Below are 12,763 nucleotides of genomic sequence, written 5' to 3' on the forward strand. Positions count from 1 at the left end.
CGACGCCGGGCACCTCAGACTAACAATGCCACCCCTGCGTCGCTGCGCTCCGACTGCCTGTCCGAATGATCGTGGAACAGGTGTCCGGATCAGCGTGGGCTGAGTGTCCGAATGGCGTGGAATCCGCATGCATCATTCACTGCGATCGAGCCAGAGGTAGATCTTCCTTCGAAATGGAAGGTTTTCAAGGGCTACATCGATATCGCCCTGGGGCGCCTGCCTGCTTCTTACGATTGGCGAAGTCACTTGGTAATTCCTCCCGCCAAATACCAAGGCACTTGCAACAGCTGTACGAGCTTTGCCGTTTCTGCGGCGATCGAGATTGCAACACTAATCAAAAAGGGAGGGAGTGCTCAGGACGTCGCAGCTCAGCACATGCATACCTGCATCGTGAACCGCGGTGCAGAGAACCCGCAGAACATTTGTCCCAAAGGAATTGAACCCAGGCGCTTGCTAAACCTTCTGGTGGAGTATGGCTACGCCACATCGCTCGCTGACGGCTCACCCTTCCCACCGGCAGCCTGCCTGAGGGTCGCCACCAACTCAAAAATACAGGGTTTCGCACTGTTTACCTCAGCTGCCGCGCGGTCAAGCATCACTACCGGACCTCTGGTCACAGATATGTACGTATGGGACGGCTTCTTCGACTACACCACCGATCGTGCGCCCCTATACACGCCCGACACCACCCGAGGCCATCCTCGGCTCCATTCGGTGTGTGTTGTGGGATACTTGCACGATGGCTGGATAATTAAGAACAGCTTCGGCACTTGATGGGGTGATAGGAACGCCTTCGCCACCATTGCGACCGGCACCTGTGGCCTTCTTACCGACGCTCCGCCGGCCGGCTTAGCACAGCGTCCCGCCTACACATTGGAGGTGTGAACACGTCAGCAGGTGCACGAGCAGTTGTGGGCCTTCATCCAGTCGCGACTGCTGGCCGGATTCCATTAAAATTTTGGGCCAGCGGGGTTGGCCTCAGCCTTGCTGGTGGGTGTGATCGTCAGCCGCAGGATCATCGGAGTGCCGCTGCTGGCTGAAGCGGGAGCCCAGCAACTGGTGTCGATTCTCGGACCTGCCATCCAGGAGATATTGCCGTCAGCCGAAGCGCCTGCCGCCTAGGAGTCCACCCGTAGAGCATACAACAGGATTGCGGGCAATTTAGTTCTACCTCCTTTGAAAAGCCCTTCTTAGAGGCTCATCGAGATGTTCTATGCGAGCCAGGATAGGCTTTGCAGAATACCGGTTGCAGACAATGCCTTACATCCACACATAGGGCCATCGGCACAGGCTCAAAAGCCGGGACATTTGGGTGCCAGGTCACAGTGGTGGCCCTAGCGGCTTAACCAGATACAGGTTCTCGATCAGCTCGGATCTGGCCGAAGCGACCTATAATGCGTCTTCAAATGATCGGAGCATCGTGGTCATGAAGCGCACACTTATTGGAATGGTCGAGGCTGGCGAGCCGCTGATATGGCAAACGCTTGAGGCCATTCAAAGGGCCTCTGAAGCTGAGGATTCTGAATTACCTTTGCATGAGGTTCGGTGTTTTTACCTATTGGCGGATTCGGTTTACCCAGCCGTCATTGACTCTCTGCTTGCCAAAGCTGGTCAACCACCGTCGTTCGCTCACCAGGATCCCGCCAGTAAATGACGCAAAAAACACCATTCCTTTATCCTGATCACCCTATGTATACCGAGGCCGTGGAGGCGTTGAAGCGTTACCACGAGGCGCAAGCTTCTGGGTGTCTCGCCGAAGAAATCGAACGGCTGCGTCAAATTGCGGAGTTACAGTTCCAAGCTGTGAACGAATATCAGCTCAGAGCCCTAGGCTACTATTCTCGAAAAAGCCATTGATGGGCTAGGTATGCGGGCGTTTTCTTGGGTGCCCTATTGAGCCGAATGCCGCACTGTTTGAGCAGTACGCCGACGCACTAACAATGCCCTGCGTCGAGCATTGGGCATCTACCCGATTTTGGTGGCGTTGCCGTACCGCATGCCGGGAACACTTGCGCGCCATGCGTGGACGGTTGCTCCAGCGACGTCGAGAAGCCACTTAGCAGTGGGTGTATTCTATCGATCGACTGCGCAAGAAGACTCGGCTTGCGGTAGCTAATGAATTCCTCTCCCCGACGCATTGTAATGACGCCCGGCAGAGGCCGGACGCCACCCATCTTACGCTGCCAGCACTAGTGTTAGTGATAAGCCTCGCCAGGTTTTACCTTGCCGCGGAACACGTGATAACTCCAGAAGGTATAAGCCAAGATAATCGGGATGATGAATAGCGCGCCGATCAGCGCGAACAACTGACTGGTCAATGGCGCAGCGGCCTGCCACAAGGTCAGGCTCGGCGGCACAATGTTCGGCCAGATACTGATCGCCAGGCCAAGGTAGCCGAGGAAGACCAACCCCACCACGGCGATAAAAGGCATGTGCGAGTGGCGCTTGCGAAGGGTCTTCAAAATCACCATTACCACCAACGCCGCTAGAGCAGCGATTAGCGCTGAACGCAACCAGTGGCTGGCATCGAACCAACGCTGGGCAATATCGTCGTTCAACGAAGCGGACCAGATACAAATCGTCACAATCACCACTGCCAAGGCGTAGGTAAGCGGCCGGCTGTAGCGACGCATACGCGTCTCAAGCATGCCGTCAGTTTTGATCAGCAGCCAGGTGCTGCCCAATAGCGCGTAAGTCAGCAGCAAGCCGACGCCGCAGAACATTGGGAACGGCGCCAACCAGTCCCAGCCGGAGCCGGCGAACTGACGGCCCACCATTGGGATACCACTGATGTAAGTGCCAATAGCCACGCCCTGGAAGAAAGTCGCCAGGACCGAACCACCAATGAAGGCCTTGTCCCACAGATGACGCTTGTGTGCCTCGGCCTTGAAGCGGAACTCGAAAGCTACGCCGCGGAAGATCAGTCCGGCTAGTACCAGCACCAAAGGCAGGTAAAGCGCTTCGAGGATTACTGAGTAGGCCAGCGGGAAGGCGCCGTACAACGCCGCCGCGCCGAGCACCGCCCAGGTCTCGTTGCCGTCCCACACCGGAGCCACTGTATTCATCATCACATCACGGTCGCTGGAGTCGCCGATCAGTGGGAAGAGAATCCCCAACCCCAGGTCGAAGCCGTCCATGATCACATACATCATCAGACCGAAGGCGATGATCACGCCCCAAATGACTGATAGGTCGATACCTTGAATTACCATTTTTGCCAGCTCCTTTTCAGTCGGCGACGGACAGCGGGCGACGCGCCGTAGCCAGCGATTCCGGTTGATCAGCGCTCGGCATTTGCTCGTGCGCGGTCGGCCCCTTGCGCACCAGGCTCATCATGTAGCAGATGCCGACGGTAAATACCGAGAAGTAGATAAGCACGAACAACCCCAGCGTCAGGCTCATCTGCGCAGCGCTGTGATTGGACGCCGCTTCGTTGGTCCGCAACATGCCGTAGACCACCCAGGGCTGGCGGCCCACCTCAGTGGTGAACCAGCCTGCCAGTAGTGCGATCAGCCCGGACGGCCCCATTAGCAAGGCGAACCCGAGGAACAGGCGGTTACGGTACAGTGCGCCGTTCCGACGCAGCACCAAGGCCAGCAGCGCGCAGGCGAGCATCAGCATCCCTAAACCGGCCATGACCCGGAAGCTCCAGAACACGACGGTCGAGTTGGGGCGGTCCTCTTTCGCGAAGCTTTTTAACGCCGGGATCTGCCTATCCAAGCTATGGGTCAGTATCAGGCTGCCCAGATAGGGGATCTCAATGGCGAAGCGAGTCTTCTCGGCCTCCATATCCGGCCAGCCTGCCAGGATCAGCGGCGACGGCTCACCGGGGATGTTCTCCCAGTGCCCTTCGATGGCAGCGATCTTCGCCGGCTGGTGCTCCAGAGTGTTCAAGCCATGAGCATCGCCCACCACTATCTGCACCGGTGTAGCGACAAGAATCATCCACATGCCCATCGACAACATCTTGCGAATCTGCGGCGTGTTGCGCCCGCGCAATAAGTGCCAGGCGGCGGAAGCCGAGACAAAAAACGCAGTGCTGAGGAACGCGGCCAACGCCATGTGGGCCAGACGGTATGGGAACGACGGGTTAAAGACGATTTTGAACCAGTCAAGCGGTACCACCCGGCCATCAATGATCTCGATACCCTGTGGGGTCTGCATCCAGCTGTTCGAGGAAAGGATCCAGAACATAGAAATCAGCGTACCAATGGCGACCATAACCGTGGCAAAGAAGTGCAGCTTGCGCCCTACCCGGTCCCAGCCGAACAGCATGACCCCGAGGAAACCCGCCTCAAGGAAGAATGCGGTGAGGACCTCATAGGTCAGCAACGGTCCGGTGACACTGCCAGCGAAATCAGAGAAGCGCGCCCAGTTGGTGCCGAACTCATAAGCCATGACCAGGCCCGAGACAACGCCCATGCCGAAGTTGACGGCGAAGATCTTTGACCAGAACTTATACAAGTCCTTATAGACCGCATTGTTGGTTTTGAGCCAGCAACCTTCGAGCACGGCCAGGAAACTGGCCAGACCAATAGTGATAGCCGGGAAAATGATGTGGAAAGAGACCGTGAAGGCGAACTGAATCCGCGCCAGGTCCAACGCAGTTAAAACTGACATAACAATATCCTTATAGACAGACGGGCTACCCAAAACTATGACCATCCTCAACCTGAACTTTAACTTTACTCATCAAAGGCGCAAGTAAGGTGGTCTGACGGAGTCCTCTAGGACGAGATCAAGGGTATCCGAGCAGCAATTGTAGGAACGCGAGAGCTCTGTGCTAAGCCCAACGAAATTTGGACTATCAGTTCACCGCCCATCAACTGGTAAATTATGGCCCAAACCGCTTGAATTAAAATAATTTTATTTACTCATCAGCACCACCTGGGGTACAAAGAAGATAGTCGCGACAATTAGCCGCACCAACTCCTATAGTTGGGTTGCCTCATCAAGTCGACCAGTCATCACAACAGATACAGCCTATTTTTTTGAGGACCTATCGTCAAATTGAAAATAACGACGAAATGATCAATTTTATCTATCCCCTTCCACTCAAGCGCACGATCACCCTTGATAGACGCGCCCTATGAGATAAATGAAAAAAGCAATCTAACCGACACCGCCCCCTCGCGGAGTAAAATCAATGAATCAATCGTCGCCGTAGGTGCGGCCTTGTTATAGACCGCCAGTGCTAAGACGCTCTAGACACTCACTCATTATCCGATCACACACCGACCGGCACCACTTCCAGCACTATCCACCTCTTTCTAGCTTCATCGAGACCAGCAATTAACTCGAAGACTCTTTCGGCCGTGACGAAAGCGGCTTGCCCCTTGACGCGATCGTACGCACGCTTGAGCGCGAACTCCTCAGTGCATTGGGTACACCATTCTTCCACGCCTCTAAACCTTGACGAGAAACGACGAACTTCGAATCGCGCCTCTGCCGTAACTCAGTGGATGGTAGACGGCGGTAGACCAGCTACCAAGAAGTGGGAATCGATCACCCCCTGAATGAGCGACTCGAACAAAAGCCCTAATTTACGAACCTCTTCCAAAGGCACGCCGCTCTCGTCCGCTTCCTTATAAGTTCGATAGGCCGTAAGCGCCTCGCGAAGCAGGACATCGCTTTCAAGATCAGCCGCCCCAATTGTCAGTTTCATGATTCATCCCAAATACCTTACCCAACGAACTCTAGGGCACTAATTACTCCAAGCCTGCTGAACAAACTTGATCAAAGCCTAATCAAGGGCGCTAAATAGGCAGGACAGAAAAGCACCTGCCAGTGAGGAGTGCCCTACAGCTTCGCTCGGACGTCCAGCCCCTCAAAACGGTGGTCAGAGGCCATAACAGCCTCTGACCCTTGTTATCAATGAAATAGATATAGCCTCGGCTAATCCAATACTCAACACAGGCCCTTAACTCCACAATCAACCAGCAGAATCGCTTGACCCACAACACCTCAACCCTCAACCCTCAACCCTCAACAGCTACATATAAATAAACTGTCGATACAATGCATCCAACTGCACACGAATGTTTTCTACACTCTCATCGTCATGTCGATCTGTATATTCAAGCAACTCCTGCTCCTTGTTAGTTATCAGTTCGCAAAGCGTTGATAAATTTTCGCAAAACTTGCTTGAGTGGACGACCGGCTCTACTACCAGAGTCGCTTCATCAGCCATTTTGCGGACCGAGGATACAGGTGAAATCCCTTTTAGTTTGTTGAATTCAATTTGACGTTCGCGACGACTCTTGGTTTCGTCAATTGCTTCTTGCATCGCAGGGGTCACAGTATCGGCATACAAAATAGCCGTACCATTTTGATTCCTCGCAACTCGACCGATCATTTGAATCAGCGCATGTGCAGATCGTAAAAAGCCAGCGCGATCAGCATCTAAAATGGCCACCAAAGATGCTTCAGGAATATCCAAACCTTCACGTAATAGACTAACTCCAATTAACACGTCGAAATCGCCTGCGCGCAATCCATTAATGATCTCAACCCGAGCATCAGCCTTGGTATCCGAGTGCATGTACCGGACGCGTACTCCCTGATCCGCCATAAAGGTACTCAGATCCTCGGCCTCAACTTTTGTTAACGCCGTGACCAATACCCTTTCATTGTTTTGCACACGCACAGATATTTCCCGAAGCAAATCGTCCATACGCCCCTCCAAAGGCCTTACTTCCACTTCTGGATCTAGCAACCCTGTAGGCCGAATTACTTGCTCAACAACTCTGCCCGCTGAAGCTTTGAGCTCATAGGGCCCTGGAGTTGCTGATACAAAAATGGCCTGAGGCTTAATGCCTTCAAATTCCTCAAAGCTCAATGGACGATTATTTTTTGACGAAGGAAGGCGGAAACCATAGTCTATTAATGTCTCTTTGCGACTTTGATCCCCACGATACATAGCTGAAATCTGAGGGACCATGACATGAGACTCATCAATAAATAGCAAGCCATCTTTAGGAAGGTAATCGAGCAGAGTTGTCGGATGCAGCGAAGAATCACGCTCATTCATATAACACGAGTAGTTCTCAATTCCGGAACAGTATCCAAGCTCACGCATCATTTCCACATCATTGGTAACTCTCTCATACAAGCGATTAGCTTCCACGAGACGGTTCTCTCGATTAAATTCCTCTACCCTCGACTCCATCTCGGCCAGTATTTCGACGGCAGCTGATTCAATTTTATTTCTCGGCGTTACAAACAAGGTCTTAGGCGATACCAGGTAGCTATCTACCTCTTCTAACAACTTACCAGTAATAGGGTCTAACCATTGAACCAACTCGATGTAATCATCCAACAGTACAACTCGAATGGCCCTATGCTCTGAATCCGCCGGGAAGATATCTATGATATCCCCGCGCACACGAAACGACCCACGCCTCAGAACCCGATCGACGCGATCATATTGCAGCAAAGCCAATTTTCGAATTAGTTCACCCTGCTCGATTTCTACTCCGCGTGCTAGCCGAACCTGTAGCGCACGGTAGCTGTCTGGATCTCCTAATCCATAAATTGAAGACACAGAAGCAACGACAATGACATCGCGGCGTTCAATCAATGACTTCGTAGTGGAAAGACGTAGGCGCTCCAGGTGCTCATTTATTGCCGAGTCCTTTTGAATGAAGCGATCGCTCCCAGGCATATAGACTTCGGGCTGAAAGTAATCGTAATAGGAAACAAAATACTCCACCGCATTTTCAGGAAAGAAGTTCTTCATCTCACTATAGAGCTGTGCGGTCAACGTCTTGTTGGGTGCCAAAATCAAGGTGGGCCGCTTAAGGCGATGAATCACATTGGCCATGGTGAAGGTCTTACCAGAACCAGTGATACCCTTCAACATCTGATGTGTTGCACCCTCTTCAATCCCTGAGATCAGGCGTGCTACGGCCTCTGGCTGATCCCCTGCCGGCGTATAGTTTGAGTGCAAAATGAATTTACCACTTGACATGACAATCCTCCAAATCGCGACTTGGTATTCAACTGGCGTATCAGCCAATTGAAATACTCGAACCTACCCTTAGTGGTACAGAACTTTCGGCAACTCGAAACTGATAGTGAAATATGCCTCCAGTTGGTAGCAACCACGTTTTGGGCTCTATGCACCGAGAGTGCTCACCTACAAACACCCTAAAGTGTTGACCGAGTCGAGCAAAAAATCCAATCAACTCGTGCCTTTGTCTCACTGATGCACCGCCAAGCCTTAGCGCAGATCGTGCTAAACAGCTAAGGTGGCACGTATATTTCGACCTGAACTGGTTCACAAAGCCTCTCATGGACGACCAGCTCAAGATAGCCGCGCGATACGCCTGGGCGGCCGTTAGTCTTTTGCTCGAAGTCGGCGATGGATCGACATTATGGCTCGGACAGGAATGGCTAACTCAGGACTACTAGCCACTTCTAAGAAAGCTCGAACCGAGGCAGACTCGAATGAATTTTTGCCAGCAACAAGGGCAATGGTGCAGTGTGATGGCGTTCCAGTGATCACAACCGCCCTGACATTGGCCACATGCAAAAAATTATTAGCTAAGGACTGTGGAAGAACTGCAAAAAATCTACCTGTCGAAATGTGCGAGACCAGTACACTCACTGAATCAGTTACAACAGATCGCATTTTACTTTGCTCAAGCCTACTTTCTACAGCAACTGAGAAAGTAGAAGCCAACAAACAGAGCTGCCTGCTTAACACATCTTCCCACGTTACGCTTGCAGGAAGTTCCAAGCCGAAACACCCAAAAAGAAACAACCGCTCCTTATGCAGGACTCGCGTATCGAAATCCTCCATGCAAGTGTTCTCAAGATGCATAAGTGCCACGTCTAGACCATTACTTTTAATCCCTTGCAGCAATGAACATGGGCTAGCAGTACTGATAGTTTGCTGCAACAGTGGGAATTTTTCAGCAAGTGCAGCACTTAAGATCGGGGATATAGAAGTCGTCCCCGGTACGATACCCAGCCGCAACTCACCTTCGAATCCACTTCGCAATGCGGCAAGTTCTCGATCTAAGGCTCTGCAGTCATCAGACATTTTTTGAGCCAATGCCAACACACGATACCCTTCCAATGTCAGGCCATCATAGCGCCTGCCATGGCGCACGATCTCGACACCCATGTCCTTTTCCAACTGTCTAATTCCGGAAGAAAGCGTAGGCTGAGAGACATTACAGATTCTGGCTGCGTTACCATAGTGCCCCTCGCGATAGAGAGCCAACAAGTATTCAAAATTTCTGACAATCATATGTGACCTCATCTACCAGCCTGGCACACTCCCTCGTCGCCAGTTATACTCTGGCAGAGTACGCTCTTTTTACATCCGAGCACTCAACATGACCATACACATTAGCTGCCGATATGCACTCCAACCTTTCAACCTTTCAACCTTTCAACCTTTCAACCTTTCAACCTTTCAACCTGGACGTACGAAAACTTCAATCATCACTTAAATCCATCTAAGAGATCACCATGCGCATATTCACAATCGGCTTTACTAAGACCACCGCGCAGTCATTCTTTACAAGACTAGGGGAATCCGGTGCTAAGCGCCTAATCGACGTTCGCCTAAACAATACATCTCAACTGTCGGGCTTTGCTAAACGCGACGACCTCAACTACTTCACCAAAAAAATCTGTGAGATTGAATACCATCATCTCCTATTGCTGGCACCCACAGCAGACATGTTTAACGAGTACAAAAGTAAAGGTGGTGATTGGACGCACTACGCCGATAGCTTCCTAAAATTAATGTCATCGAGAAAGATAGAGAATATAGACAAGGAAATCATGGACGGCAGCTGCCTCCTTTGCAGCGAAAATAAACCTCACCACTGTCACCGTCGACTTGTTGCTGAATACCTGGCGAGCAAATGGCCAAATGTGGAGATCGTGCACCTTTAATATGCTAGCGATGTGAATCGAAAGCGCCGACATCTATCCCAGCTGCATACTCTACGGGTGAAATCTTGCTTATAGGGTACACATTCAGCTCATGTTTCCATCCCACAATATACGGTAAACGCGAGCTAGGTGCCGATCTCACATTCACTACCTAGAAGCTGCATACGTCCTGCAGGAACTGACAATCATCCCTGACTATCAATTCACCGTTGCAGTCTTACTTGGGTTCCAGCTCGGCGGGCCCACGCTTGGCCTGCGGTGTCGACCGCATGATCAGACGTGACCCTCGGTAACCGACACTGTGGTTCCAGACCCAACTCAGCGCGACACTCAAGCGATTGCGCACGCCAATCAGGAAATAGATGTGCGCCAGCTTCCAGATCCACCAAGCGAGTGCCCCACGCAGCTTCAGACGCCCCATGTCGATCACCGCCAGGCTACGACCGATGGTGGCCAGGTTGCCCTGGTGCTTGTACTTGAACGGCTCATCCACACTTTTGCCTTTCAGCCGCTTCTTGATCAGATTGGCAACGTACTGGCCTTGCTGCTTGGCCGCCGGCGCGATACCTGGCACGTACTTGCCATCCGACATCGCCGATGCCGCCGTGTCGCCAATCACGAAAATCTCGGGATGCCCCGGCACGCTCATGTCCGGCCTGACCAGCACTCGACCGGCACGATCCGCCTCGGCATTCAGCCAACGAGCGGCGGGTGACGCTTGCACCCCGGCCGCCCAGACAATGGTCTTAGCTGGAAGCGGCTTGCCCGCAACGATGACACCGTCAGCCGAGCAGTCGGTGACCGGAGCGCCCAACGCCACTTCAACGCCAAGCTTTTCCAGTGCGCGCCGGGTGTAGTCCGAGAGCTTCTCAGGGAACACCGGCAGCAGACGCGGCCCCGCCTCGATCAGCACCACCCGGGTAGCCCGCGGATCAATGGAACGGAAGTCATGGGCCAACGTGTCTTTCGCCAGCTCAGCGATCGTGCCCGCCAGTTCGACCCCCGTGGGACCGCCGCCGATGATCACGAAGGTCTGCAGTGCGGCACGCTCCGCCGGATTGTTGGAGCGTTCGGCCTCCTCGAACGCGGAGAGAATCCGTCCGCGAATCGTGGCAGCGTCCTCCAGAGTCTTCAGGCCGGGCGCATGGGGCTCCCATTCATCGTGACCAAAGTAGGCGTGCGTTGCCCCCGTCGCCAGGACCAGCGTGTCGTAACCGACGGTCGAACCGTTGTCGAGCAGGACTTGTCGCGAGCCGACATCCACACCCTGCACCTCCGCCATGAGCGTCTGCACATTCTGACGGTTGCGGAACAGGTAGCGAATCGGCCAGGCAATTTCAGAGGTCGACAGCGACGCGCCGGCCACCTGGTACAGCAGGGGCTGGAACAGGTGATAGTTGCGGCGATCGATGATCGTTACGTCCACGTCGGCGCCGGAGAATCCGTTGACAACGTCCAGCCCGCCGAAACCCGCGCCAACGACGACGACATGATGCCGTTTGTCAGAGGTCTTTTTCATCTTCAGGGTCTCCAGTGTTCAGCGATTCAACGCAGCCGCATGGTGGGCCATGTGTCCGCCCAGGTAGCTCGAAATAAAGTAGTAGCTATGGTCATGCCCGGGCCGCAGGTTGAGGGTCAACGGATGCCCTGCCTGTTCACAGGCGGCGCGCAGCAGTTCTGGGCGCAGCTGGTTCTCGAGAAACTCATCGCCCAGCCCTTGATCGACCAGCAACGGCAAGCGCTCTTGCGCAGAACGGATCAGTTCGACCGTGTCATAGCGCTTCCAGTCATCCTGGTTGTGCTCGCCCAGGTAAGCCGCCAGAGCCTTCTGCCCCCAGGGCACTTGTGTGGGGGCGACGATCGGCGAGAATGCCGAAACACTCGCATAACGACCTGGGTTGCGCAGCGCAATGACCAGGGCACCATGTCCACCCATGGAGTGCCCGCTGATGCTGCGCTTGGACGACGCTGGGAAGTTAGCCTCGATCAGCGCCGGCAGTTCGTCGACCACATAGGAATACATCTGGAAGTGATCGCTCCAGGGCAGCTCCGTGGCGTTCACATAGAAACCCGCCCCTTGGCCGAGGTCATAGGCCGCGTCGTCGGCGACGTTCTCCCCGCGTGGGCTGGTATCGGGGGCGACGACTATGATCCCATGCTCTGCGGCATACTGCTGCACGGCCGCCTTGGTGATGAAGTTTTGCTCCGTACAAGTCAGCCCAGACAGCCAGTAAAGTACCGGAAGCTTTTTATGTTCGGCCTGAGGGGGGAGATAGATGCCGAACTTCATCGTGCAACCGAGCACGGTCGACTCATGCTGATAGACGTCCTGCCAACCCTCGAAGCTGGCGTGATGTTCAATGCGTTCCATGGATATTCTCCTCATCTCTACGAGCCAGCGTTACCACTGGCATGAAGGATCACTGCTACAAACCCGGGCGCCACCACACCACGAAGGCCAGATGTCGTCTTCGATGTGCAAGTAATAAAATGTGCAAGCCAGTGAGACATCAAAACGAGAAATACAGCAAATGACACAGCCCACTGGCTTGCTGTGAATTCCGTGTGTCTTGCAACGCCTTCGGCCATGAAGGCGAGACAATTACCTTTCGGAGCTCGCGTCAGCTGACGTGGTCTCCGAGTGCCGTGGCCGCGTGGCATGAGTAGACATGCCAGGCACGGTCACGGCCAGAGCGGAAGGTGCGGTCGTCCTAACCGGAGCAGGCTCCGTTCACAACGACCTCACGACTCCTTGGTTTCAGACAAAGGTGTAGGCACACACTTTGTTACCAGCTGGGTCACGCAGGTAGGCCGCGTAGGCACCCGGCAGGTGGCCACGTGGACCTGGCTG

12 protein-coding genes and 1 pseudogene are annotated in these 12,763 nt (G+C 53.7%); 5 read left to right on the forward strand and 8 right to left on the reverse strand.

The genetic code is table 11. The annotated features are described in order from the left end of the window. Positions 1-111: 111 nt before the first annotated feature. The 4 genes from K5E40_RS33365 (at position 112) to K5E40_RS33380 (ending at position 1,857) form a co-directional block, all read left to right on the forward strand. Positions 112-774: a C1 family peptidase gene (locus K5E40_RS33365; protein WP_228759045.1), complete on the forward strand. Its 663-nt coding sequence runs from the start codon at positions 112-114 to the stop codon at positions 772-774. 198 nt (positions 775-972) lie between these two features. Continuing rightward, the gene (locus tag K5E40_RS33370) at positions 973-1,122 is read left to right on the forward strand and encodes a hypothetical protein (protein WP_016973425.1); all 150 of its coding nucleotides are present in this window, start codon (positions 973-975) and stop codon (positions 1,120-1,122) included. 304 nt (positions 1,123-1,426) lie between these two features. Continuing rightward, positions 1,427-1,654 carry a hypothetical protein gene (locus K5E40_RS33375; protein ID WP_016973426.1) on the forward strand — a complete coding sequence of 76 codons (228 nt, stop codon included), beginning with the start codon at positions 1,427-1,429 and terminating at the stop codon, positions 1,652-1,654. After that, entirely contained in the window at positions 1,651-1,857 is a 207-nt protein-coding gene (locus tag K5E40_RS33380) for a hypothetical protein (protein WP_016973427.1), read from the forward strand. The genes K5E40_RS33375 and K5E40_RS33380 overlap by 4 nt, the downstream gene beginning before the upstream one ends. Before the next feature lie 338 nt (positions 1,858-2,195). On the opposite strand, the gene cydB is transcribed toward K5E40_RS33380, so the two are convergent. The 5 genes from cydB to K5E40_RS33405 all read right to left on the reverse strand — a co-directional run bounded on the left by cydB (position 2,196) and on the right by K5E40_RS33405 (position 9,256). Next, positions 2,196-3,212 carry a cytochrome d ubiquinol oxidase subunit II gene (cydB, locus tag K5E40_RS33385; protein WP_016973428.1) on the reverse strand — a complete coding sequence of 339 codons (1,017 nt, stop codon included), beginning with the start codon at positions 3,210-3,212 and terminating at the stop codon, positions 2,196-2,198. A 16-nt stretch (positions 3,213-3,228) separates the two neighbouring features. Then, positions 3,229-4,620 carry a cytochrome ubiquinol oxidase subunit I gene (locus K5E40_RS33390; RefSeq protein ID WP_016973429.1) on the reverse strand — a complete coding sequence of 464 codons (1,392 nt, stop codon included), beginning with the start codon at positions 4,618-4,620 and terminating at the stop codon, positions 3,229-3,231. Positions 4,621-5,455: 835 nt separating this feature from the next. Then, entirely contained in the window at positions 5,456-5,665 is a 210-nt protein-coding gene (locus tag K5E40_RS33395) for a hypothetical protein (RefSeq protein ID WP_016973431.1), read from the reverse strand. Between the two features lie 327 nt (positions 5,666-5,992). Then, positions 5,993-7,969, reverse strand: a complete 1,977-nt coding sequence (gene uvrB, locus K5E40_RS33400) for an excinuclease ABC subunit UvrB (protein WP_016973432.1) — start codon at positions 7,967-7,969, stop codon at positions 5,993-5,995. A 369-nt stretch (positions 7,970-8,338) separates the two neighbouring features. Then, positions 8,339-9,256, reverse strand: coding sequence for a LysR family transcriptional regulator (locus tag K5E40_RS33405; RefSeq protein WP_079384147.1), 918 nt, complete (start codon positions 9,254-9,256; stop codon positions 8,339-8,341). A gap of 224 nt (positions 9,257-9,480) precedes the next feature. Between K5E40_RS33405 and K5E40_RS33410 the strand changes: the two genes are divergently transcribed. Continuing rightward, on the forward strand, positions 9,481-9,912 hold the full coding sequence (locus K5E40_RS33410; RefSeq protein ID WP_016973433.1) for a DUF488 family protein: 432 nt from the start codon (positions 9,481-9,483) through the stop codon (positions 9,910-9,912). Positions 9,913-10,129: 217 nt separating this feature from the next. Here K5E40_RS33410 and K5E40_RS33415 read toward each other — a convergent pair whose 3' ends face one another. From K5E40_RS33415 to K5E40_RS33425, 3 genes and pseudogenes are all read right to left on the reverse strand, one after another. After that, a complete protein-coding gene (locus K5E40_RS33415) occupies positions 10,130-11,431 on the reverse strand; it encodes an NAD(P)/FAD-dependent oxidoreductase (protein ID WP_052155507.1) in 1,302 nt (433 codons plus the stop codon). 18 nt (positions 11,432-11,449) lie between these two features. Next, positions 11,450-12,283: an S-formylglutathione hydrolase gene (gene fghA, locus K5E40_RS33420; protein ID WP_016974193.1), complete on the reverse strand. Its 834-nt coding sequence runs from the start codon at positions 12,281-12,283 to the stop codon at positions 11,450-11,452. A 387-nt stretch (positions 12,284-12,670) separates the two neighbouring features. Beyond that, positions 12,671-12,763: pseudogene (locus K5E40_RS33425) on the reverse strand (VOC family protein); the annotation flags it as partial.

Origin of the sequence: Pseudomonas baetica (genome assembly GCF_019733355.1) — a bacterium.
Taxonomy (GTDB): Bacteria; Pseudomonadota; Gammaproteobacteria; order Pseudomonadales; family Pseudomonadaceae; genus Aquipseudomonas; species Aquipseudomonas baetica_A.

Coding starts and splice junctions, on each gene's coding strand:
- K5E40_RS33365 (WP_228759045.1), top strand. CDS start 112: ATGGCGTGGAATCCGCATGCATCATTCACTGCGATCGAGCCAGAGGTA.
- K5E40_RS33375 (WP_016973426.1), top strand. CDS start 1,427: ATGAAGCGCACACTTATTGGAATGGTCGAGGCTGGCGAGCCGCTGATA.
- K5E40_RS33380 (WP_016973427.1), top strand. CDS start 1,651: ATGACGCAAAAAACACCATTCCTTTATCCTGATCACCCTATGTATACC.
- cydB (WP_016973428.1), bottom strand. CDS start 3,212: ATGGTAATTCAAGGTATCGACCTATCAGTCATTTGGGGCGTGATCATC.
- K5E40_RS33390 (WP_016973429.1), bottom strand. CDS start 4,620: ATGTCAGTTTTAACTGCGTTGGACCTGGCGCGGATTCAGTTCGCCTTC.
- K5E40_RS33395 (WP_016973431.1), bottom strand. CDS start 5,665: ATGAAACTGACAATTGGGGCGGCTGATCTTGAAAGCGATGTCCTGCTT.
- uvrB (WP_016973432.1), bottom strand. CDS start 7,969: ATGTCAAGTGGTAAATTCATTTTGCACTCAAACTATACGCCGGCAGGG.
- K5E40_RS33405 (WP_079384147.1), bottom strand. CDS start 9,256: ATGATTGTCAGAAATTTTGAATACTTGTTGGCTCTCTATCGCGAGGGG.
- K5E40_RS33410 (WP_016973433.1), top strand. CDS start 9,481: ATGCGCATATTCACAATCGGCTTTACTAAGACCACCGCGCAGTCATTC.
- K5E40_RS33415 (WP_052155507.1), bottom strand. CDS start 11,431: ATGAAAAAGACCTCTGACAAACGGCATCATGTCGTCGTCGTTGGCGCG.
- fghA (WP_016974193.1), bottom strand. CDS start 12,283: ATGGAACGCATTGAACATCACGCCAGCTTCGAGGGTTGGCAGGACGTC.